At 64.4% G+C, this 21,994-nt stretch carries 18 protein-coding genes; 8 read left to right on the top strand and 10 right to left on the bottom strand.

The window, feature by feature from the left end:
* The first annotated feature begins 40 nt into the window (after window positions 1–40).
* On the top strand, window positions 41–649 hold the full coding sequence (locus K7G82_RS28350; protein ID WP_222993710.1) for a helix-turn-helix domain-containing protein: 609 nt from the start codon (window positions 41–43) through the stop codon (window positions 647–649).
* Here the strand turns inward: K7G82_RS28350 and K7G82_RS28345 are convergent.
* A complete protein-coding gene (locus tag K7G82_RS28345) occupies window positions 642–890 on the bottom strand; it encodes a hypothetical protein (RefSeq protein WP_222993708.1) in 249 nt (82 codons plus the stop codon). The genes K7G82_RS28350 and K7G82_RS28345 overlap by 8 nt on opposite strands.
* On the opposite strand from K7G82_RS28345, the gene K7G82_RS28340 reads away from it, so the two are divergent.
* Both K7G82_RS28340 and lhpI read left to right on the top strand, forming a co-directional pair.
* Entirely contained in the window at window positions 870–1,871 is a 1,002-nt protein-coding gene (locus tag K7G82_RS28340) for a membrane dipeptidase (RefSeq protein WP_222993706.1), read from the top strand. The two genes, K7G82_RS28345 and K7G82_RS28340, sit on opposite strands and share 21 nt — an antisense overlap.
* Window positions 1,872–1,878: 7 nt before the next feature.
* Window positions 1,879–2,808, top strand: a complete 930-nt coding sequence (lhpI, locus tag K7G82_RS28335; RefSeq protein ID WP_222993704.1) for a bifunctional Delta(1)-pyrroline-2-carboxylate/Delta(1)-piperideine-2-carboxylate reductase — start codon at window positions 1,879–1,881, stop codon at window positions 2,806–2,808.
* Here the strand turns inward: lhpI and K7G82_RS28330 are convergent.
* From K7G82_RS28330 to K7G82_RS28320, 3 genes are all read right to left on the bottom strand, one after another.
* Window positions 2,798–3,244 carry an acetyltransferase gene (locus K7G82_RS28330; RefSeq protein ID WP_222993703.1) on the bottom strand — a complete coding sequence of 149 codons (447 nt, stop codon included), beginning with the start codon at window positions 3,242–3,244 and terminating at the stop codon, window positions 2,798–2,800. The two genes, lhpI and K7G82_RS28330, sit on opposite strands and share 11 nt — an antisense overlap.
* A gap of 192 nt (window positions 3,245–3,436) precedes the next feature.
* Window positions 3,437–3,811 (bottom strand): hypothetical protein, encoded by a 375-nt coding sequence (locus K7G82_RS28325; RefSeq protein ID WP_222993702.1) that lies wholly within the window; start codon window positions 3,809–3,811, stop codon window positions 3,437–3,439.
* A gap of 4 nt (window positions 3,812–3,815) precedes the next feature.
* Window positions 3,816–4,853: a S66 peptidase family protein gene (locus K7G82_RS28320; RefSeq protein ID WP_246623949.1), complete on the bottom strand. Its 1,038-nt coding sequence runs from the start codon at window positions 4,851–4,853 to the stop codon at window positions 3,816–3,818.
* 183 nt (window positions 4,854–5,036) lie between these two features.
* Between K7G82_RS28320 and K7G82_RS28315 the strand changes: the two genes are divergently transcribed.
* The 5 genes from K7G82_RS28315 (at window position 5,037) to K7G82_RS28295 (ending at window position 12,123) form a co-directional block, all read left to right on the top strand.
* Window positions 5,037–5,564: an RNA polymerase sigma factor gene (locus tag K7G82_RS28315; RefSeq protein ID WP_222993700.1), complete on the top strand. Its 528-nt coding sequence runs from the start codon at window positions 5,037–5,039 to the stop codon at window positions 5,562–5,564.
* Window positions 5,561–6,601 (top strand): FecR family protein, encoded by a 1,041-nt coding sequence (locus K7G82_RS28310; protein ID WP_222993699.1) that lies wholly within the window; start codon window positions 5,561–5,563, stop codon window positions 6,599–6,601. The genes K7G82_RS28315 and K7G82_RS28310 overlap by 4 nt, the downstream gene beginning before the upstream one ends.
* A gap of 165 nt (window positions 6,602–6,766) precedes the next feature.
* A complete protein-coding gene (locus K7G82_RS28305; protein WP_246623948.1) occupies window positions 6,767–9,757 on the top strand; it encodes a TonB-dependent receptor in 2,991 nt (996 codons plus the stop codon).
* 185 nt (window positions 9,758–9,942) lie between these two features.
* The gene (locus K7G82_RS28300; RefSeq protein WP_222993697.1) at window positions 9,943–10,371 is read left to right on the top strand and encodes a VOC family protein; all 429 of its coding nucleotides are present in this window, start codon (window positions 9,943–9,945) and stop codon (window positions 10,369–10,371) included.
* 270 nt (window positions 10,372–10,641) lie between these two features.
* Complete coding sequence (locus K7G82_RS28295; RefSeq protein WP_222993695.1) at window positions 10,642–12,123, top strand: peroxidase family protein; 1,482 nt, start codon at window positions 10,642–10,644, stop codon at window positions 12,121–12,123.
* Between the two features lie 100 nt (window positions 12,124–12,223).
* Here the strand turns inward: K7G82_RS28295 and K7G82_RS28290 are convergent, their stop codons facing one another.
* From K7G82_RS28290 to K7G82_RS28265, 6 genes are all read right to left on the bottom strand, one after another.
* On the bottom strand, window positions 12,224–13,201 hold the full coding sequence (locus K7G82_RS28290) for an alpha/beta hydrolase (RefSeq protein WP_222993693.1): 978 nt from the start codon (window positions 13,199–13,201) through the stop codon (window positions 12,224–12,226).
* Between the two features lie 35 nt (window positions 13,202–13,236).
* Window positions 13,237–14,187 (bottom strand): alpha/beta hydrolase, encoded by a 951-nt coding sequence (locus tag K7G82_RS28285; RefSeq protein WP_222993691.1) that lies wholly within the window; start codon window positions 14,185–14,187, stop codon window positions 13,237–13,239.
* A 70-nt stretch (window positions 14,188–14,257) separates the two neighbouring features.
* Complete coding sequence (locus K7G82_RS28280) at window positions 14,258–15,208, bottom strand: alpha/beta hydrolase (RefSeq protein WP_222993689.1); 951 nt, start codon at window positions 15,206–15,208, stop codon at window positions 14,258–14,260.
* A gap of 22 nt (window positions 15,209–15,230) precedes the next feature.
* Window positions 15,231–17,423, bottom strand: a complete 2,193-nt coding sequence (locus K7G82_RS28275) for a TonB-dependent receptor (protein ID WP_222993687.1) — start codon at window positions 17,421–17,423, stop codon at window positions 15,231–15,233.
* A 240-nt stretch (window positions 17,424–17,663) separates the two neighbouring features.
* Entirely contained in the window at window positions 17,664–18,836 is a 1,173-nt protein-coding gene (locus K7G82_RS28270) for a serine hydrolase domain-containing protein (protein WP_222993685.1), read from the bottom strand.
* 76 nt (window positions 18,837–18,912) lie between these two features.
* Window positions 18,913–21,600 carry a TonB-dependent receptor domain-containing protein gene (locus K7G82_RS28265; protein ID WP_222993682.1) on the bottom strand — a complete coding sequence of 896 codons (2,688 nt, stop codon included), beginning with the start codon at window positions 21,598–21,600 and terminating at the stop codon, window positions 18,913–18,915.
* Between the last annotated feature and the right edge of the window lie 394 nt (window positions 21,601–21,994).

Here is a 21,994-nt window from a genome sequence, read left to right as displayed (position 1 = left end):
GGACAGGTTCTGCTCGTTTCTGGACGCTGAGAGGATTGGCATGACGACGTCGCTCGCGCACGGCACGATCGGCGCACGGTTGAAAGCGCTGCGCAAGCGCGAAGGCTGGACGCTGACCGAAGTCGCGGCGCGCACGGGAATCTCGCAGGGCACCTTGTCCAAGCTGGAGAACGGGCTGACCAAGCTCAATTTCTCGAGCGTGGTGAAGCTGGCGAGCGGGCTCAACCTGCCGGTCACCGCCTTCACCAGCCCCGAACCGCATGTCGAGGCGAGCGGATCGCGCCGCGCGGTGACGCGCGCCGGCACCGGCCCGCGCTTCCAGGCGCAGGACATCGAATATGAAGTGCTCGCCGACGGGCTGGCGGGCATGAACAAGGTGTTCCTGCGCGCGCGCATCAAGCAGCATCCCGATCGCGAGCTTGTCGAGTTCCGCCGCCATCCCGGCCAGGAATTCATCTATGTGCTGAGCGGCGAGTTCGAACTGCAGACCGAAGCCTATGCACCGATCCGGCTGCGCGAAGGGGACAGCGTCGTCTTCGATTCGAGCATGGGGCATCGCTACATCTCGATCAGCGAGCCCGACACGATCCTGCTGATCGAGATGGAGGTCGCCAGCTACCCGACGGTGATCGAGGATCTGATCATCTGACACGGGCGGCGGAGCGGGGCCCCGCGCGGCGCGGCTGTGTGCCGCCGGATGACCGTCCTTGCGCATCCCGCTTCGACTCCTTTCGAAAAAATTCGTAATCGAAACTTGACGCATCGGCAAGATGGGCGCAGAAAATTGGGGAAATCTTGTCCCAATTCAGCCGCTCTTCCGGATCGATTATTCCAAATCGATATTCGGTGGCGGCGCCGAAAGGATCGTCATGGATATCGAAGCGCTGCACGCCGAAACCATCATCATCGATGCGGTCTGCCCGATCACCTACGAGACGCGCTATGTCGACTGGTATCGCGAGGGCGGGGTCACCGTGGTCACGCCCACCGTCGCATGGGTGCAGGACGCAAGCTATGCGTTCAAGGCGATCGCGTCCTGGCACGCATTTGTCGCCGGCCGCGCGGATATGCGGCTGATCCGCACCACCGCCGATATCGTCGCGGCGAAAGCGGCGGGGCAGACCGGCATCCTCCTGCACTTCCAGGGCACCGATCCGATCGAGGACAATCTGGACTATGTGCGCATCTATGGCGAACTGGGCGTCAAGGTGATCCAGCTCTGCTACAATCGCCGCAACCGCGTGGGCGACGGCGGCAGCGAGCGCACCGATTCCGGGCTCAGCTATTTCGGGCTGGAGATGGTCGCGGCGCTCAACGATGCCGGGATCGTCGTCGACTGCGCACATACGGGCACGAGGACCACGCTGGAGGCGATCGAGGCGTCGCGCTCGCCCGTGGTGATCTCGCACGGGAATGCGGCGGCGATCCACCCGTCGAACCGCAATGTCCCGGACGAGGTGATCAAGGCGATCGGAGCGAATGGCGGCGTCGTCGGTGTCGTCGGCTTCCCCGCCTTCGTGCATGATTCAGCCCGGCCGACGCTCGACCATTTCATCGATCATATCGTCCATATCGCGGGGCTGATCGGCATCGATCATGTCGGGCTCGGCATCGATTACGCATCGATGCAATGGCCGATCGTGAGCGACGAGGCGGCGGTGGCCATCTACGATCAGGCGATCGCGGCGGGGATCTGGCGCGCGGACACCTATCCCAAGCCGCCTTATTATTATCCCGCCGGGATCGAAACGCCGCAGACGATGATCAATCTCACCCGGCGGCTGGCGGAGCGCGGGTTCGACGAGGCATCGATCCGCAAACTGCTTGGCGCGAACTGGATGGCGCTCTATCGCGCAGTCTGGGGAGAATGATCGACAGATGCGCCAATTTTCAGCCGAAGACGTCCGTGCAGCACTCGACTGGCCGATCCTGATCGCGGCCATCCGCGACGGCATCGCCGGCGACATCACCGTGCCGTTGCGCCAGCGGCACAGCATTCCCGTGCCCGGCCAGGCCGATGCGGCGCTGCTGATGATGCCGGCCTGGCGGGCAGGGCACCTGATCGGCGTGAAGCTGGTCACGTTCTTTCCCGATGCCGAACGCCGCATCAATGCCGCCTATATCCTGTTCGACGGGCGTTCGGGTGAGGCGATCGCGCTGGTCGACGGTGAGGAACTGACCGCGAAACGGACCGCCGCGTCGTCGGTGCTGGCGGCGCTCCATCTCGCGCGCCGCGATGCCGCCCGGCTGATGATCATCGGGACGGGCCGGCTTTCGGAGGAGTTCGCATCCGCCTATGCCGCGAACTTCCCGATCACCGATATCGCGATCCTGGGCCGTTCGCCCGCGCGCACCGCCGCACTGGTCGACGAGCTGAACGGGCAGGGGCTGCCCGCGCGCATTGCGCGCGAGGCCGATGTCGAGGATGCGGATATCGTCGTCTGTGTCACCTCCGCCACCAGCCCGGTCCTGTCCGGACGGCTGCTGGCGCCCGGCGCGCATGTCGATCTGGTCGGCGGTTTCCAGCCCGACATGCGCGAGGCCGATGACGAGGTGTTCCGGCGCGCTTCGGTTGTCTTCTCCGATTTCGCGGCGGCGCGGGGTGAGGCGGGCGATCTGATCGGGCCGTTCGCGAGCGGCGCACTGACCGAAAACCGCTTTGGCGGCGAACTCGCCGACCTGATCCAGGGCCGGCATCCGGGCCGCACCGACGGTGATCAGATCACCGTCTTCAAATCGGTCGGCCATGCCAGCGAGGATCTTGCGGCGGCCTCCGCGCTGCTTGCGGCCGATACGGTCAGCGGCTGATCGATCGGCGCAGGTGCAGCAGGGGATAGGGGCGGCCGGCATCGTCGAGCGCTGAGCGGTCGAAGCGCACGAAGCCGATGCGCTCGTAAAAGGCGACGGCGCCGTCATTCTGTTCGTTGACGTCGACGGTCAGCACGCCGTCCTCTTCATGGTGCCGGGCATGATCGGTCAGCGCCCGCCCGATCCCGTGCCCGTGCCGTGCGGGATCGACGAACAGCGCATCGATATGCGCGCCCGTCATGCCCATGAAGGCGGCGGGCTGACCGGCTTCGTCATCGGCCACCCAGAAGGAGGCGCTGGCGAGATAGGTGCGCACATCGCCCGCGATCGCCGCGAAATCCTCGGCCGACAGGAAATGGTGCGTCGCCTTCACGGCATCGTGCCAGACCTGGAACAGGCGATCGGCATCGGCGGGTTGGGACGGTCTGATACGCATGGGCGCCCATAGGCCGATGGCGGCTGCGAAGGCAATCATGTGGCGTCGATCCACGGGCGCCCCGGAGCCTTGTACCAGGGTGCAGGGCGCTGACGCATCCGCGCCCTGGAACGCTCAAGCGCCGCGCGGGCTTGACCGGGATGCGATGAGTCGAACTCGGCGCATCCCGATATTATCCACAGGTTCTTCGGTTCAGCTTCCGGGTTGGCCGGCGGCAGATTCCAGGCAGCGTCCCTTGCCGCAGGCGAGCGCCCTTTCCATGGCGACGCGCATCCGGCCGATCATCTGACAAGTCGCGCCGGGCTGCGGCGTCAGCCGGACAGTGCGTCCATCGGCATCGGCGAGGCTGAGCGTGTTGCGCAGCCGTTCTTCCGACATGATCGCGCCGTTCCACAGGATGCGATCCTGCGCGTCGATGACGATGCTGTCGATCCCGGCCGGCGCCGGCTGCGGGGCGGCAGCGGCGGCGGCGATCCATTCGGCGTTCGGGCCGGGGCAGGGCGCGCCGCCGCCGCATGCGGAGAGCATCGGCAGCAATGCGGCGATGGCGATGACGGGGCGGGGCATGGCTTCAGGCCACGGCGGATTCGAGGATCGTGATCGTGCCCGCCGTCGCGTCGATCTCGGCACGGATGCCGACGGGAATGCTGAACTGATTGGGGATATGGCCGATCAGCGCGCCCTGGAAGGCCGGTACGCCCAGCGGCTCCAGATGCTGTTTCAGCACCTGGGACAGGCTGAATCCGCCGAGATTGCCGCCCGAGGATCGGCAATCGGTGCACTGACCGAAAACGACCCCGGCGACGCGGCCGAGCACGCCGCCGAGCGCGAGCTGGGTCAGCATGCGATCGATGCGATATTCGGCCTCGCCGATATCCTCCAGAAACAGGATCGCGCCGTCGAAATCGGGCAGATAGGGCGTGCCCATCAGTGCGGCCAGCACCGTCAGATTGCCGCCGAGCAGCCGTCCGCTCGCCTTGCCGGGGTGGAAGGTGCGGATGCTGCCGCTGCGCTGGACCAGCCGGTCGTCGGTGCCCTGCGGCGTGCGATAGACCGGTGTCGCGCCGTCAAAGGCGATCTCGCGAAATGCGTCCCAGGACAGTTTTCCCCAGGAACTCGCGGCATTGGGGCCGTGGATGGTGGTGAAGCCGGCGCGCGCGGCGAAGGCCAGGTGGAGCGCGGTGATGTCGCTGAAACCGAGCAGCAGCTTCGGATTGGCGCGGATCAGCCCGAAATCGACATAGGGCAGGATGCGCGCGCATCCCCAGCCGCCGCGCACCGCGAAGACCGCACGCACGCTCTTGTCGGCATACATGGCGTTGAGGTCGGCGGCGCGCGCCTTGTCCTCGCCCGCCAGATAGCCGTAGCGATCGGCAAGGTGCGGCGCGGGCTTTGGCACAAGGCCCATCGCCTTCACCGTCTCGACGATCAGCGCCAGATCGAATTCATCGTCGGTGAAGCCCGCCGGCTCGACCAGCCCGACCGTGTCGCCCGCGCGCAGGCGCGGCGGCTTGCGCGTTGGTGCAGGGGCGGCGGCGATGGCGGGGGGCAGGGCAAGCGCGGCGGACAATGCGCCCAGGCCCTGGATTGCGGTGCGTCTGTCGATCATGCCCAGCGGCATAGCAAGGTTGAGGGGCGGGGACACCCCCGCGCGGCTTGCGTGCGGAGCGGTCCGTGCGGTAGCGCGGACATGGCCCGCCATGCGGGCGGTCGATCAAATTTGCGATCATCGTGCGAAAAAAAGCGCGCCGCGCGTCTAATGCGGTACGAGTTTCAGCAAAGGGCTGGGGGCATGCCGGGCGAAGGCGCGATATCGGGGGAGAATGCGCGCGACGTGATCGGGCTGAGCCGTGAATATCGGCCTGCGCTGATGGCGTTCTTCCTGCGCCGCATCGCCGATCATGCCGAGGCCGAGGATCTGACGCAGGAAGTGTTCACCCGCCTCGCCGGCCATCCCGACATGACGATGCAATCGGGCAGCGCCTATCTGTTCCAGACCGCGGCCAATCTGCTGCGCGATCGTTCGCGGCGGGCGAAGGTGCGCACCGAATATCGCCAGATGCTGAGCGATGCCGATGGGCTGGGCGTCGATCCGATCGATCCCTTCCGGATCGCGGCGGCGCGCGACTCGATCGGCGCGATGCGGCAGGCGCTGGGCGAGATGGACGAGACGACCGAGGCGATCTTCGCGCTCTACCGACTGGAACATATGAGCAAGGAGGTGATCGCGGACACCTTCGGCATCGCGGTGCGCACTGTCGAGAAGCATCTGACCCGCGCGATGGTGTTGCTGACCGAACGCTTCGGAGACGATCGATGAGCCTCTCCGTCGTCGAAACGGGCCCGCAGACCCGGCTGGAGGAGGCGAGCACATGGTGCCTTCGGCTGTCCGAAGGGGCACTGTCGATCGAAGAGCACGCCGCCTTCGATGCCTGGATCGATGCGGATCCGGACAATCTCGATGCGTTCGAGCGCACGGTGCGCGTGTGGCAACGCTTCGGCGCCGCCGCCACGACGCCCGAATTCATCGAGGTCCGCGAACGCGCGCTTGCGACTTATCGCAAGCGCAACCAGGCGCGCTGGTCCGCGCCATCGGGATCGCGCCGCGCGCTCTGGAGCATCGCCGCCTGCCTTGTCCTCGCTTTTGTCGCCGGCGTGCTGTGGTTGCAGAGCCAGCCGGACATTTACCGCACCGCCGTCGGTGAACGCCGCCTCGTCGTGCTGGCGGACGGATCGCGCATCTCGCTCGATGCGGCGACGCGCGTGGACGTGCGGCTGGAAAAGGACCGGCGCGTGCTGGTGCTGCGCCAGGGGCGCGCCAAGTTCGATGTCGCGCGCGATCCGTTCCGGCCGTTCAGCGTGGCGGCCGGCGACAAGACGGTGGTCGCGACCGGCACTTCGTTCAGTGTCGAATTGCTGCGCCGGCAGATGCATGTCGTGCTCTATGAGGGCCAGGTCGCGGTGATGGCGAAGGCGTCGTCGGACGCGGTGGCGGTGCCTGTCGGGCTGAAGGGCAGGGACGGTGCGGCGGACCGGCTGCTCAAGCCCGGCAGCGAACTCGTTGCCAACATGTCGCAACCGACGGCATCGGTGGCGCCGACCGATCTCGCGCGATCGCTGTCCTGGGAAGTGGGGCAACTCACCTTTATCGACGAACCGCTCTACAGCGCGGTCGAGCGCGTCAATCGCTATTCGACGCGCAAGATCGAACTGAAGGATGCTCGCGCCGCGAAGCTGGAGATCAACGGCGTGTTCAACACCGGCGATGTTGATGCCTTCATCGTCGGCGTGCGCGAGACGCTGCCCGTCCGCATCACGCCGGAGGGTGAGACCGTGGTGATCGCGTCGGAGCGATAGTTGCCGACTGAGCCAGCCCATATAGGCGATTAGCCTGTTTCATAATGCCAAATCGGGCGGAAATCGGTAAATTTTCCTGCCCGGCGGGCGGAGTTTTCCGCATGATGCGTCTAATCCTCCACGGCGGGGGCTCTGCCGGGCAGAATTTGGGGGGATTGATCGGGTATGTCGCGTCACATTTTTCTCTGGGCGGTTTCCGGGGTGGTTCTGGCATCGACGATGGCGGCGCCCGCCCGTGCGGCGGCGCAGCAGCGCCAGCAGACTTACAGCTTCGACATTCCCGCCCAGGATCTGGCATCGGCGCTGCGCACCTTCGCGCGCACCTCTCGCCAGCAGGTGACGTTCAGCGGCGCGATGGTGCGCGGGCGCAAGAGCGCGACGGTCAAGGGCAATCACGAGGCGAGCCGTGCGCTCGACATTCTGCTTTCGGGAACCGGCTTTTCGGTGCGTCGCGCCGACCGGGGCGTGCTGGTGCTGGTCGCGCCGCAGGCGACGCGGATGAGCGCCGCGCCGGTGCAGGATACGCCGGCGAGCCTGCCCGTCGACGACGGCGCGGATGAAGACGCCAATGCCGAAATCCTCGTCACCGGTTCGCGCATCGACCGCGCCGGTTTCAGCGCGCCGACGCCGACCACCGTCGTCAGCGGCGCAGATCTGCGGCTGGGCAACCGGCCGAGCATCGCGCAGGTGCTCAACGATCTGCCCCAGTTCCGCGCCAGCACATCGCCCGTCACCAATTTCTCGGGTACGGCATCGGGATCTTCGCCCGCCGATCTTCGCGGCCTCGGCAGCACGCGCACGCTGACGCTGCTCAACGGGCGCCGCTTCACCGGCGCCGGCGATCTCAACACCGTGCCGCAGGCGCTGGTTCAGCGCGTCGAGGTCGTGACCGGCGGCGCCTCCGCCGCCTGGGGTTCGGGCGCGGTCGGCGGCGTCGTCAATATCCTGCTCAACGAAACGCTCGACGGGTTGACGCTCGGCGCGACGGCCGGCGTTTCCTCACGCGGCGATGCCGAGCGTTACGGGTTCGAAGGCAGCTTCGGCACCAGCTTCGCCGGCGGTGCCGGCCACTTCATGATCGGCGCCCAATATCTGGACGACAAGGGCGTGCTCGATCGCGATTCCCGCCGCAATCTGGGCAGCACCACGCTCTACACCAATCCCACCGGTTCGGCGCACACCTATGTCATCGCGCGCGACGTGAACTATGCCGATGCCAGCATCGGCGGCCTGATCACCTCCGGCGCGCTTGCCGGCCAGACCTTCAACAGCGATGGCACGCTGCGCCCCTTCGTTTTCGGCGTCCGCAAGCCCAATGACTCGGTGATGATCGGCGGCGAGGGCACCAGCCTGCGCGACGAAACCGCGCTTGCCGCGCCGCATGAGCGGATCAACGTCTATGCGCGCGCCAGCTTCGAAATCGGCGATGCGAAGCTCTGGATCGATGGCAGCTATTCGCGCATGTCCGCGCAATATCCCTTCTACGCCGAGAGCAACCGCAACAACATCACGGTTTCGCGCGACAATCCCTTTCTGCCGCAGGCGGTTCGCAACCAGCTGATCGCCGCCGGCCAGACGAGCTTCCGGATGGGCCGCGTGTTCGAGGATTACGGGTACCGCACCTTCGGCTATGTGCGCGACACGATCGACGCGGCGATCGGCATCGACGGATCCTTCGCCGACGGCAAGTGGCGCTACAGCGCCTATTACGGCCATGGCGAACTGGGCGACGATCGCGGCTATCTCAACCAGAAGGTCGCCACCAACTTCGCCAACGCGATCGATGTGGTCGCGAACCCGCTCGGCGGCGCGCCGATCTGCCGTATCGCGCTGACCGATCCGACCACGGCATGCCGCCCGCTCAACATCTTCGGCGAAGGCAGGGCCGATCCGGCGGCGGTCGCCTATGCCTTTTCGAACGCGGCGCATGTGAAGAACACGACGAAGCTCGATACGGCGGGCGTCAGCCTGCGCGGCGATCCCTTCTCGCTCTGGGCCGGCCCGGTTTCGATCGCGGTCGGCGCGGAGGCGCGCTGGGAATCGATCACGTCGAGCGGCCTCGATCCGCTTTCGGCGGCACGCGCTTTTTCCACCTTCAACTTCTCAAACCTCGAAGGCGCCTTCAACGTGAAGGAAGGCTTCGGCGAAATCGCGGTTCCGTTGCTCGATCAGGATTTCAGCAAGCTCGAATTCAGCGCCGCCGCCCGTTACAGCCATTACAGCAACACCGGCAGCGTCTGGTCGTGGAAGCTGGGCCTCACCGATCGCATCTTCGACGATCTGCTGATCCGCGTCTCGCGTTCGCGCGATATCCGTTCGGGCAGCCTGTCGGAACTCTTCACGCTGCGCTCGACCACGCGCTCGACCATCGCCGATCCGGTGACGCAATCCTCCTATGAGATCATCACCTATGGCGGCGGCAATTCGATGCTCGATCCCGAGATCGGCCAGACCACGACGATCGGCGCCACCTATTCGCCGTCCTTCATTCCCGGCCTGAACCTGTCGGTCGATTATTTCGATATCAGCATCAAGGGTGCGATCGCCACGCTCGGCGGGCAGGATATCGTCAGCCGCTGCTTCAACGGCAACACGGCATTGTGCAGCCAGATCGTGCGCGGCGGGCCGAACAATCGCGTGACCGAGGTCTATGCCACCTTCGTCAACCTGGCGGAATACAAGACGCACGGCCTCGATTTCGAGGCATCCTATGCACTGCCGATGGAGACGATCTCGGCGTCGATGCCGGGCACGCTTCGCTTCCGCGCGCTTGCCACCTATGTGCCCAGCCTGACCACCTATGACGGCATCACCAAGATCCAATATGTCGGCGATGTCGGCGAAGCGGTGCCCTTCGGCACGCCGAAATGGCGCGGTTCGCTGAGCGTCGCCTATAATGACGAGGCGTTCAGCGCCGATGCGCGACTGCGCTATGTCGGCGGCGGCGTATGGAATCATCTGCTCGATATCGAGAACAACGCGATCTCCGCGCGCACCTATCTGGATCTCGGCGCGCAGGTGAAGGTGGCGGGTTTCACGCTGTTCGGCAGCATCAACAACGTCTTCGATCGCGATCCGCCGCTCACCACGACGGGGCAGGTGCATTACGACCAGATGGGCCGTTACTTCACCGCCGGAGCGAAGGTGAATTTCTGAGCGCGGCGCGCGCCGGAACCGTCTCTTCCATGTCTCGTTGAAGCGTCACGGCCGGGCGGAAACGTCCGGCCGCCACGCCAGGGCGTCTCCACCATGCGTGGACATGCCCTGGTCCTTCGCTGCCGCATTTTCCGAGCCATCGGCCCTGAAGGGGCAGCTCGAAAATGCTTTGGGAGAGACACGCCATGGAAACGCAGGAACTCCATCGCGGCCGGCTGATCGACCATATCCAGCTGGTGGTCGCCGATCTGCCCGCCAGCCGCCGCTTCTACGAAGCGATCTTCGCGGTGCTGGACGTGCCCATCGGCGGCAGCGCGGACGATTATTTCTGGGCGGACGAGCTTTTCGTCTCGACCGCCGACAGCGCGGCGGCATTGGGCCAGCTCACCGGGCGCCATCACCTGGCCTTCCAGGCGCGCGACCGCGCGATGGTCGACGCCTTTCACGCCGCGGGCCTGGCCAATGGCGGCAAGGACAATGGCGCGCCGGGCGAGCGGCCCTATCATCCCGGCTATTATGCGGCGTTCGTGATCGACCCGGACGGCAACAACATCGAGGCGGTCTATCATGGAGAGGCGGATCGCAGTGCCGCTTCGGTGGAGATCAGATTTTAATTCTTCGATATTTGTAAAAAATGAGTAAATTCCGTAATCCATTAACAAAAGTATAATTTAGATTCCAGCTTGATTGGAAAACGTTTCGTCGTGATTTCATGAATATTTGCGGGAAGTCTTGCGCTTCCATTTGACGAACTGGATCAAGTTAAACATCAGTCGAATTGACTCGCAGAGGTCGCCATGCCCGCGAAAGCGGTGCATGCATAATCGGTCGCGCTCCGAACCCTTTGGGTTCCAATGTTATCGTTCGATAAACAGGAGACCGCGATGGCCCGTCATGGCGTCTATCCGAGAGACATTGTTCCACCGATCTCGGACTATTTCGATTCCGGCCGTTTCGGCCGGATGTTCGGCAAGCTGCCGGCCTTTTCCTCCGATACGCCCAAGGTGCGCAAGGCGCTGCTCGATATCGGCGCGCCCGGCGGGCCGATGGATGCGGGCGAGGATCTGTCCGCCGATCCCAAGGATCTGATCGTCGATCTCAACCTGTCGGCGAACAACAGCAACAATCCGCGGCTGTCGGCGGGCATGACCTTTCTGGGCCAGTTCCTGGACCATGACATGACCTTCGATCCGACATCGAGCCTGGAACGGCAGGTCGATCCGGAGATGATCGCGAATTTCCGCACGCCGTCGCTCGCGCTCGACAATGTCTACGGCGCCGGACCGGACGGCAGCCCCTGGCTTTACGACGGCACCACCGGCAATCTGAAGTTCCTGCTGGAACCGACGGGAACGCCGGGCAGGGACGATGTTCCCCGCAACAGCCAGAATGCCGCGCTGATCGGTGATCCGCGCGATGACGAGAACCTGATCATCTCGCAGCTTCAGGTGGCCTTCCTCAAATTCCACAATGCGGTGATCGACTATGTCCGGTCGGAGATCGGCCTGACCGCGCATGGCGAGATCTTCGCGGAAGCGCAGCGCATCGTGCGCTGGCATTATCAGTGGATCGTCATCCACGAATTCCTGAAAAAGACCTGCGGCGCCGATCTGATCGACGATATCATGACCAAGGGGCGCAAATTCTACAAATGGCGCAACGAGCCCTTCATCCCGGTCGAGTTCGCGGTTGCCGCCTATCGTTTCGGCCACAGCCAGGTGCGCCCGTCCTACCGCGCCAACTTCACGGGCAATGGCGGCGGACCCTTCTTCGCGATGATCTTCACCGAAACGCCGTCCGATCCCGCCGATCCCGACGATCTCTCGGGCCGGTGCCGCGCGCCGCGCCGCTTCGTCGACTGGCCGACCTTCTTCGATTTCGGCGATGGCGAGGTGAAGCCCAACAAGAAGATCGATCCGACATTGTCGACCGCCTTGTTCCGCCTGCCGGGCACCGTGGTCGCCAACCCCAATGCGCAGACCAATCCGTCGTCGCTGGCGCAGCGCAACCTGCTGCGTCACCTGACCTTCTCGCTGCCTTCGGGCCAGCGCGTGGCCAAGGCGATGAAGATCGAGCCGCTCGGCAAGGACAAGCTCGCCATGCTCGCGCCCTGGGGCATGGACGACAATACGCCGCTCTGGTTCTACATCCTGCAGGAAGCGGCCGAACTGCAAAGCGGCGAACGGCTCGGGCCCGTCGGCGGGCGCATCGTGGCGGAGGTGATGATCGGCCTGATCGAGGGCGACCGGACATCCTATCTGTCGCAGGATTCCGAATGGCAGCCCTTCCTGCCGACGCGCGATCCGGCACGGACCAACGAGGATTTCACGATGGTCGACCTGCTGGCCTTCGCCGGCGTGGCCTGACGCCGGCCCATGATGAAGCGGGCGGGGCGCCGCTAGGACGCCCCGCCCGTCAATTGCTCAAGCCCTCAGGCCGGTCGAGTCGCGGAAGATATCGTCGCGATCATTTGCTCAGTGCAAAGGGGATCGCGCGGCCGATCTGCGAGGGGAGGACCGAGAAATGGTCTTCCTCGGGAAACTGGTCGTAGCGCACCTTCAGTCCCTTGTCGGCCAGGATCCTCGCCATGTCGCGGGCATTGTCGACCATATGGTTCTGGCGGTTGTGGAAATGGGCCATATATCCCTCGACGCCGCCGTCGCCGAGCGCCTTGGGGTCGGCGGCGAGGCGTGCCCGCGCGGCGGCCACATTCTCCGCTTCATAGTCGGCGGTCTTGTATTCCTCGAGCTCGCCGATGCCGATATAGACGCGCGCGCCGCGCTGGGCGGGGTTCGGAGACAGCGCCAGCGCTTCCTTGATCAGTGCGGCGTCGTGCCACCAGATCGACGGGCTGAACGCCAGATAGGTCTGGAACCAGTCCGGATGATCGATCAGCGTTCGCAGCGTGAACAGGCCGCCCAGTGAATGCCCGGCCAATGTCTGGCGCGTCCGATCGATCGGGAAGCGTTTCTCGATATCGGGTTTCACGCGCTCCTGGACGAAGCGGATCATCTTTTCGTACCCGCCGCTGTCGGTGGGTATGACATTGGTGACGGGGCGCGGCAGGTTCGACGCGGTGGTCAGATCGTGAAATCGCCGCTTCATGTCGAAGCCGCCATCGATCGGGTAGCCGATGCCGACCACCACCGCCGGCTCCACCTTGCTGCGCAGGCCGAAATCGAGATTGGTGCGGATCACTTCCGCCGCCGTCGGGGCCCAGGCATTGCCGTCCATGATATAGATCACCGGATAGCCCGAGGCGGGCGCCGGGCCGGCCGGCGGCGCGACGATGATCCGGAACGAGAGCCCTTCCGCCGATTGCAGATCGTGCGACGCGATCGGCAGGAAGGGCTTGTTCTTGCGGGCAGGGCTGTCCGCATGGGCAGGATTGGCGAAGGTGAACGCCGCCGACAGGAGCAGCGCGATGGCGGTGATGGATTTCATGGCCGGTCTCCGGAAGATCAGGCGAGGCCGCGCGGTCATTTGCCGAGCGCGAACGGAACGGCGCGGCCGAATTCGGACGGCAGCACGGAGAAGTGATCCTCCTCGGGAAACAGGTCGAACTTCACCTTGATACCCTTGTCGCCGAGCGACTTCGCCATCATGCGGGCATTGTCGACCATATGCTGTTTTCGGCTGCTCATGGCCGCGACGAACGCTTCGACGCTTTCGGCGCCCAGGGACTTGGGGTCCGCGGCGAACAGGATGCGGGCCTGCGCTTCCATCTCCACCCGGTATTTCGCGGTCAGATATTCCTCGAGTTCGCCGACCCCGATATAGACGCGCGCGGCGCGTTGCGCCGGGCTGGGCGAGAACGCGGCGGCTTCCTTGAGCAGCAGGGCATCGTGCCACCAGATCGAGGGGCTGAGCGCGAGATAGGTCTGAAACCAGTCCGAATGGTTCATCAGCGTGCGGAGCGTGAACAGGCCGCCCAGCGAATGGCCGGCCAGCGTCTGCCGCGTCCGGTCGATCGCGAAGCGCTTCTCGATATCCGGCTTCACCCGCTCCTGGATGAAGCGGATCATCGCCTCATAGCCGCCGATCTTGCTGCTTCCCGCATCCGACGGCACCGGAGACGGTGTGGTCAGATCCCAGTCGCGGCGGGAAAGATCGAACGCGCCCTCGATCGGATAGCCGATGCCGACCACCACCGCCGGCTCCACCTTGCTGCGCAGGCCGAATTCCAGATTGGTGCGGATCACTTCCGAGACGAACGGTGCCCAGGCATTGCCGTCCACCACATAGATCACCGGATAACCCGCCGCCGGCGCCGGGCCGGCCGGCGGCGCGACGATGATGCGGTATGTGAGGCCCTCGGCCGATTTCAGATCGTGCGATGCGATCGGCAGGAAGGGCTCATCGGCCCGTGCCGGTGCGGTCGTTGCCAGGCCTGCCGCTAGGGCGAGGGCGAGGAATCCGATGGATTTCATGCATTTTCTCCGGAGATTCTTGCCCGTCGCAGGCAGTGTGGCGACACCTTCGAAACGAGGCCGCGCCCCTTCATTTCCGGAGGGCGAACGGAACCGCACGGGCGAACTGGGCCGGCAGCACCGAGAAATGATCCTCGTCGGGGAAATGGTCGAACCGGACATCCAGCCCATTTTCGCCCAATATCTTCGCCATCTGCCGGGCATTGTCGACCATGTTGCCTTTGCTCTTCCGCATCTCGGCCATATAGGCTTCGACGCTCATGCCACCGAGCGCGGCGGGATCGGCGGCCGCCCTGGCGCGCACGCTGGTCTCCATCTTCTGCAGGAATTCCGGCGAATAATATTGCTCGAACTGGCCGATGCCGAGATAGACGCGCGCCTTGCGCTGGGGCGAAGACGCACCCAGCGCCGCCGCTTCCTTGAGCAAGGCGGCGTCGTTCCACCAGATCGACGGGCTGAGCGCGAGATAGTTCTGATACCAGTCGGGGTGGTTCATCAGCGTGCGCAGGGTGAACAGCCCGCCCAGCGAATGCCCCGCCAGCGACTGGCGGCCCTTGTCGATCGGGAAGCGCTTTTCGATATCGGGCTTTACCCGTTCCTGGATGAAGCGGATCATCGCTTCATAGCCGCCGACCTTGCCCCATTTGACGTCGGACGCGACTGACGACGGCGTCGTCAGATCGGTTGTGCGCCGCGCCAGATCGAACGCGCCCTCGATCGGATAACCGACGCCGACGACCACCGCCGGCTCGACCTTCGCCTGCGTCCCGAAATCCAGGTTGGTGCGGATCACTTCGGACGCCAGCAACGTCCAGGCATTGCCATCGACGATATAGATCACCGGATAGCCCGCCGCAGGTGCCGGGCCGGCGGGCGGGGCGACGATGATGCGGTAGCTCAATCCCTCGGCCGAGGTCAGGTCGTGCATCGATGCCGGCCGGAACGGCTTGTCCGCCTGCGCTGCGGCGGGCGCAGACAACGCCGCCGCCGCGCAGAATGCGATAAGGCTGAAGATCTTCATGTCCGCTCTCCTGTCGCGCCCATCAGAACTTCACGTCGACCGCGAGGCCCACCGTGCGCGGCATCATCAGGATGCCACGATTGTCCAGCCCCATCGATGCGACCTTGTGACTGTCGGTGACGTTGCGGACATAGGCGCGCACCGTCCAGCGATCGTTGGAGATCGATGCGTTGAGATCGCCGATGGCATAACCGGGAAGGCGAAGGCTGGTTGGATCGTCGCGGAATTCGGACCAGTTGCTGGTGGACCAGCGGATGCCGCCGCCGAGATGCAGGTCCCAGTCGCCGCCCAGCGGCACCGCATAATCCGCCAGGAACGATCCGCTCCAGGCCGGCGTGGCCGGCGGACGATCTCCCGCCCGTGCGCCGACATCGGGCAGGTCCTGGCGCAATTTCAGTCCGAAATAGGCTGCGGTCGCGGTCAGTGTCAGGTTACGCACGGGCCGCAGCGTGCCGGTGAATTCCAGGCCGCCGCCATTCGCCTTGCCGCCATTGGTGGTGAAGCCGAAAAGACCATCGGGCGATTGGCCGAACACGAACATGTCGGTCCAGTTCAGATAATAGAGCGTCAGGTCGATCGACGCCCGATCGTCGAGGAAATCCGCGCGTACGCCGGCTTCGTAAGAGATCATGCTGTCATTGCCGTAACTGTCCGGAACGCCCGGCCAGCTCGAGTTGGCGTTGGTGCTGCCGGCCCGGAACCCGGTCGCAACGCGGACGAACGCCATCAGATCGTCGCTGGCGATATAGCGCGTGCCGAGCGACCAGGTGGTTGCGCTGTTCTTGCCGCTCGATGCGTCGGTTTGCTCGCCCGTCGGGAAGAACAGGCTCTCGGACCGGTTGTTGAAGCGATCGGTGATCCAGGAATGTCGGATCCCGCCCGACACCTCCCATTTGTCGGTGATCTTGTAGGTCGCATTGGCGAAAAGCGACTTGTCGGTGTAGCGCGCCTTCACGAATGAATTGAAGATCGGCGGCAGGTTGGTGATGGGCGACCCATCGGCATATTGCGGGATGGTATAAGACGCACCATTGGTCTTTTCGACCGTGTAATAGCCACCGATGACCCAGTTGAACCGGTTTTCGCCGGAAGAAGCGAGGCGAACCTCCTGGGTGTATTTCTCGGTCTGGTTGGGGGCGTCGAAAATGCCCAGCGCATCGGTGACGGCGCCGCCGGTATATCCGGCAACGAAATCGCGCACGAAGAAAGTATAGTCGGCGGTGAAGCTGCGGATGACCTTGGAATAGCCGCTGACCGCGGTCAGGCTGACCGGACCCGCATCATAGCGCGCGGTGAGCGAACCGAGCTGGAAATCCTGCGCGGTCGGCTGCGCCACCGGCGAGAAATTGATGTAATCGCCGTTGAGCGGCGTCAGCGTGCCCGGGATCAGCTGCGTCATGGCGCGATCGCCCGATTTGAACTGGGTTTTCATCCATTGGGCGTCGATCGAGAAATTGTGGCTGGGCGTGAACCGCGCCGCGATGCGCAGGCCGCGCTGCTCGACCCAGTTGGTGCCCTTGTCGCCGGTCGCGATATTGGTCTGGTAACCCGGCGTTTCCTGATAGAAACCGCTGACCCGCACGCCGAGCAGTCCGGGGGCGATCGGCACATTCACCACGCCGCGCGCGCCCAGGCCGATGCCTTCGCCGCCGTCGATCGCGGTCGCTTCCACGCCCGCGGCGGCGGAGAAATCGTTCACATCGCCGCTCTTGGTCACATATTTGATCAGGCCGCCGATCGTGCTGTCGCCATAGAGCGTGCCCTGCGGACCGCGCAGCACTTCCACCCGATCGGTATCATAGGGAAACAGGTCGATCGCCTTGAAGGTCGCGGCGCCGTTGGCGCCGTGCACCGTGGTGGGGATATCGTCGATATAGATGGCGGTGCCCGAAATCGGCGAATTCGACTGGGAAACGCCGCGGATGTTGAACCGGCTTTCGCCCGCCGCGCCGCTGGTGCCGGGCTGATAGGTGAGGCCGGGAATATAGCCGGCAATGTCGGAGAAGCGCGTCGCGCCCTGGCGCTCCATCATGTCGCCGGTCACCGCGCTGATCGAGATCGGCACTTCCCGCAGCTTTTCCTCGCGCTTCTGCGCGGTGACGACGATCTCGTCGTTCGAAGCGGTTTCCGTCTCATTGCCGCTCTGCGCGAACGCCGCGTTGCCGGTGGTCGCCAGCGCGAGAAACGAAAGACCTGCGAGCCATTTGGATTTCATTGCCCAATCCCCCCTGATGAAGTGAATGCGGCCCAGCCCGGTTTGTCCGGGCGTGTCGCCTTGGCCATAGTTTTCCGCAGCTCGAAACGCAGGAATATGGGGGTAAATCGTCGATGTGTTTTAGCTGGTCTAAATGATGGGCGGTGCGTTCGTCGCTTGCGTGCGACACGAAAAAAAACGCCGCGAAAAGCCGTCCGGGCCTTTCGCGGCGTCAAGCATCGCCGATGCGGAGGCCGGAACCTATTTGCCCAAAACGATATCCGCGATGTTCCAGACGCTGTCGCTGGCGCCATTGTCGGTGTTTGCCAGCACCACGATCGTCGTGCTGCGATCGGGGAAAGTATAGAGGCTGCTGGCGAAGCCGTTGATCGCCCCGCCATGGCCGATCAGGCGGCGGCCGTCGCGCGTGCCGAAGGCGATGCCCAGGCCATAGTCCAATGGCGGCCGGCCGTCCGCGCCGGGTTTGCGCGACTGGCTGGTCGTCCGGCCATCCTTGAGCTTTGTCGGCTCGAGCATCAGCGCCAGGCTTTCGGGCTTCAGCAGCTTTCCGCCGAACAGCGCGGCATGCCAGCGCAACAGATCGGATGCGGTCGAGCGCATCCCGCCCGCGCCGCCCGAAATGCTGACCGACAATGCTTCCGCATTGATCAGCCTGTCGCTGCGCAACCCATATCCCTTGGCGCGGCGCGGAACGATCGTCAGTTCGTCGTCATAGGCGGTGTCGGCCAGCCCCAGCGGCTTTGCGATCATCTCGTCGAGCGCGAGGGCATAGGGTTTGCCGGTCAGCTTCTCCACCAGCGCGCCGGCCATCACATAGGCCGAATTATTGTAGCGATAATCGGTGCCGACCGGAAAATCGGTGAGATTGTCCTGCGCGGCAATGCCGGTGACCAGTTCGGGCATCGTATGCGCGCGCCACATCCGCACCCCAAGCGGGCTCTTCGCCTCCCAGAAGGCCTGATCGGTATAGCTGTGGATGCCCGATGTGTGATTGAGCAGATGGCGGACCGTGATCCCCTCCGCCTTCGGGAAATCGGGGAAATATTTGCTGATCGGATCGCTCAGCGACACTTGGCCGCGCTCGACGAGCAGCAGCAGCATCGCGGCCGTGAACTGCTTGGTGACCGATCCGATGCGGAAGATCGTGTCCGGCTTTACGGGTTGGCCATCCTCCAGATCGGCCATGCCATAGCCCTTCACCAGCGTGACCCTGCCATTCTGGAGTATGCCGACCACGGCGCCCGCCAGCTTGCCCTTGGCCAGTTCCCCGGCCAGAACCCTGTCGATCGCCTTGCCGTCGATCGCCGTTGCCGACGCGGCGGCCGCACCCGCCGATGCGGGTGCCGGCATCGCATGCGCCAGCAACAACAATGCGGGCGTGAGGGCCAGCCAATATTTCCTCGATCCTCTCATCAGTCATTATCCTCTAGGTGATTGAAAACCCGGCCCCGATGCGTGGTGCATCGGGGCCGTTGCCGAACTTTCCGCGTCAGAATTTCAGCTTCACGCCGCCCGAGAAATAGCGCCCGACGGAATCGTAATGGACGATGGCCGACGGCGTGAGCGGCGGATCGCGATCGAGCAGATTGTTCACATTGGCGAACAGCGTGAAATCGTCGATTTCGAACCGGACGCCGAGATCGACATAGGCACGACCCGCGACCTTGTTGTTCACGATGTTGAGCAGGCTGTTGTACAATCCGCCGCCAACGTAGCGCAGGCGGAAATCAGCGCCGAACTGCTTGTCCTGATAGGTGACGCTGCCCGTCGCCTTCCATTTCGGCGTCGAGAAGGTGACGTTGTCGCCGACATCGCCGGCACGATCGTAGATATTCACGCCGTCGTTGATCTGGAGTTTGAACACGCGCGTGGCGAGCGCGCGGAACCGCAGGCTGGCGTCACCCGATGCCAGCGGCAGGACGTAGGACGCTTCCATGTCGAGGCCGCGCGTCTTGTAGGCCGCCAGATTCTGCTGGTTGCCGTAAAGCGTCGTGATCGCGCCGGACGCGTCGCGCACGATCAGCGCGCAGAAGGCGGTATTGCCGCGGAAACACTGGGTAACCAGATCCTGGGCGCCGATCGTGCCGATCACATCCTCGATGTCGATCTTGTAATAATCGACCGACAGGCTGAGCCCGCGCGCGAAGGAGGGCGAATAGGATCCGCCGATGGTCAGCGTATTGGCGGTTTCGGGCTTCAGATCCGGATTGCCGCCGACATAGCGGAAATAGGAAACCGATGCATTGTTGCGGAACGGATCGAGCAATGTGCCGATGCCAGTGCTGACCCCGGTATAGAGTTCGGTGATATTGGGTGAGCGGATGTCGCGCGAATAGACTGTGCGCAGCAGCAGATCGTCGAACAGACGCAGCGTACCGCCGGTCTTCCAGGTCCAGATGCCGCCGCTGGTGCTGTAGTCGCTGTAGCGCGCGGCGCCGTTCACTTCGAATTTCACACCCGTCAGATCGAGCAGGGGCACGGCGATTTCACCGAACGCTTCCTTGACGGTGAAACTGCCGTCGAGGGCGCCGATGACATAGCTGAAGCCGTTCACCATCGACACGGGATCGCGATAATTGGTTTCCAGCGCTTCGCGCCGCCAATCGACGCCGACCGCGATCGAAACCGGCCCGGCCCAGGTCGAGAAGGGATCGCCGCGCAGCGATGCGCCCGCCGCATCCAGCTTGGTCGTCTGGATGGTGGTCGCGCTGCCGAACGCATAGGCGATCGCGTCCGGCGACGCATTGCCCTGGCCGAACAGGTTGAGCGGGCGGCATGGCGTGTTGGGGTCGGTCAGCGCGATACGGCAGACGATCTGCTGGTTCGCGGGATTGATCACCGCGTCGATCGCGTTGTTGAAGTTGGCAAGGTTGCGCTGGTTGAAGGTGTTCATGCGGTTCCGCAGTTCACCATGGGTATAATAGGTGCCGTACCGCCAGCCGCCGCCCAGCGTGCCCTCCAGCCCGATCGCGGCTTCGATGTCGTTGCGCTCATATCGGTAGGCGACGCCGCCATATCGCCCGATATCGTCGAGGATCCGGCCCATGCGGAACGTGGCCGGCCCCGATGCGAGTTGGGCACGCACCGCCGGGGAAAGAAAGCCGTTGTCCCTGGAGAAGACGAGCCCGCCGCTGGTTGCGGTGGCGCGCAATGCGTCGGGGAAAAGCTGATAGCCATCGGTCCACATGCGCGTCCAGCCCATGTCGAACCAGAGCCTGGCGGCCTCGCTGAATTCATAGCTCGCCCGCCCGAAGACGTTCAGCCGTTCAAAGGGCGCGCTCACCGCGATATGATCGGCCTGGCTGCGGCTGGCGCCGCCCACCATGGCGGTGCTGTTGGTCTGGCTGCCCAGGGCCAGCGGGCTCAGGCTGCCATCGGCGCCGAATGCCATTCCCGCGAGCGCGCCGCTCCTGATCACGCCGCCCGGCGTCGCATCCAGGAAGTTGACGTCGCGCACGCGCAACAGGCTGCCGTTGGGCAGCGTGAAGCTGTCCGCATCCAGGTTCGGACGCGATCCGTCGTTGCGACCGAAAATGCCCTTGTCGTTGATATATTCGGCGGCGATCATGAAATGTCCGCGATCGTCGGCGAAATTGGTGCCCCAGGCGATATCGCCGCCATAGCGTGCGCCATCGCCCCGCGACGAGATGCCGGTCTGCGCGCCCATGGACAGGCCTTCCAACTCGTCGTTGAGGATGATGTTGACCACGCCGGCGACCGCCCCCGATCCCCAGGCGGCCGATGCGCCGCCGGTGACAACGTCGATTCGCTTGACCAGGCTTTGCGGCACATTGTTGAGATTGTTGCTGCCGACGAAGCGGCGGCCGTTGATCAGCGAAAGCGTGCGGACGGTCCCCAGCCCGCGCAGGTCGGCCGCGGTGGATCCGCTGATCACATTGCCGGCGGTGGTGGACGGCGAAACCGTCGAGCGGAATTGCGGCAATTCGTTCAGCACCTGCCCGATGCCCGGCCGGTTCCCCAGCCGCAGATCGACTTCGCCGACAACGGTGGTCGGCGTCGGTGCGTCATAACCGGCGCGATCGATGCGCGATCCGGTCACGACGATCGGATCGTCATTCTCCGTCGTCTTGGCATCGGTTGCGCTCTGCGCGAAAGCGGTGTTGCCGGTGGCCGCGAGCGCGGCGAGCGACAGCCCTGCGAACAGTCTGGATCTCATCGAATATTCCCCCCAGTTTCGATTGTGCTTCGCCTCCCGGGGGCATGCCTCCGGGCGCGACGCCAGCGCGCAGATTTTCGCAACAGGGGCCTGGCGACTATCGGGGCAGATCGATGATGACGTTTAGCTCAGCTAAACGATCTCGACGAAGACCGAACCGTCGCCCGAACCCTGCCTCTCCGGATGATTCGCTGATTTGCGCTATGACGCTTGCCCGATCTAAATCGTCACTTTTGTGACTATGAGTCAAGTGATGTAATTTTAATAACGGTATCGGGGGGATGAGACGGGCATGCCGGACAAGGCCCGGCGATCTCGCCTGTGCGAAGAAGGCAAAAACCATGGCTGCGCGCGCGGCCGGTTTCCCGGCCACGGCCCGATTTCGTCCGCGATG

It is taken from the genome of Sphingomonas colocasiae (assembly GCF_019880585.1).
Lineage (GTDB): Bacteria > Pseudomonadota > Alphaproteobacteria > Sphingomonadales > Sphingomonadaceae > Sphingobium_A > Sphingobium_A colocasiae.
This window is presented reverse-complemented; position numbering and strand designations above follow the sequence as displayed.

Excerpts from the sequence above, each read along its gene's own strand:
- K7G82_RS28350 (WP_222993710.1), top strand. The coding sequence starts at position 41 with ATGACGACGTCGCTCGCGCACGGCACGATCGGCGCACGGTTGAAAGCG.
- K7G82_RS28340 (WP_222993706.1), top strand. The coding sequence starts at position 870 with ATGGATATCGAAGCGCTGCACGCCGAAACCATCATCATCGATGCGGTC.
- lhpI (WP_222993704.1), top strand. The coding sequence starts at position 1,879 with ATGCGCCAATTTTCAGCCGAAGACGTCCGTGCAGCACTCGACTGGCCG.
- K7G82_RS28330 (WP_222993703.1), bottom strand. The coding sequence starts at position 3,244 with ATGCGTATCAGACCGTCCCAACCCGCCGATGCCGATCGCCTGTTCCAG.
- K7G82_RS28325 (WP_222993702.1), bottom strand. The coding sequence starts at position 3,811 with ATGCCCCGCCCCGTCATCGCCATCGCCGCATTGCTGCCGATGCTCTCC.
- K7G82_RS28320 (WP_246623949.1), bottom strand. The coding sequence starts at position 4,853 with ATGATCGACAGACGCACCGCAATCCAGGGCCTGGGCGCATTGTCCGCC.
- K7G82_RS28315 (WP_222993700.1), top strand. The coding sequence starts at position 5,037 with ATGCCGGGCGAAGGCGCGATATCGGGGGAGAATGCGCGCGACGTGATC.
- K7G82_RS28310 (WP_222993699.1), top strand. The coding sequence starts at position 5,561 with ATGAGCCTCTCCGTCGTCGAAACGGGCCCGCAGACCCGGCTGGAGGAG.
- K7G82_RS28305 (WP_246623948.1), top strand. The coding sequence starts at position 6,767 with ATGTCGCGTCACATTTTTCTCTGGGCGGTTTCCGGGGTGGTTCTGGCA.
- K7G82_RS28300 (WP_222993697.1), top strand. The coding sequence starts at position 9,943 with ATGGAAACGCAGGAACTCCATCGCGGCCGGCTGATCGACCATATCCAG.
- K7G82_RS28295 (WP_222993695.1), top strand. The coding sequence starts at position 10,642 with ATGGCCCGTCATGGCGTCTATCCGAGAGACATTGTTCCACCGATCTCG.
- K7G82_RS28290 (WP_222993693.1), bottom strand. The coding sequence starts at position 13,201 with ATGAAATCCATCACCGCCATCGCGCTGCTCCTGTCGGCGGCGTTCACC.
- K7G82_RS28285 (WP_222993691.1), bottom strand. The coding sequence starts at position 14,187 with ATGAAATCCATCGGATTCCTCGCCCTCGCCCTAGCGGCAGGCCTGGCA.
- K7G82_RS28280 (WP_222993689.1), bottom strand. The coding sequence starts at position 15,208 with ATGAAGATCTTCAGCCTTATCGCATTCTGCGCGGCGGCGGCGTTGTCT.
- K7G82_RS28275 (WP_222993687.1), bottom strand. The coding sequence starts at position 17,423 with ATGAAATCCAAATGGCTCGCAGGTCTTTCGTTTCTCGCGCTGGCGACC.
- K7G82_RS28270 (WP_222993685.1), bottom strand. The coding sequence starts at position 18,836 with ATGAGAGGATCGAGGAAATATTGGCTGGCCCTCACGCCCGCATTGTTG.
- K7G82_RS28265 (WP_222993682.1), bottom strand. The coding sequence starts at position 21,600 with ATGAGATCCAGACTGTTCGCAGGGCTGTCGCTCGCCGCGCTCGCGGCC.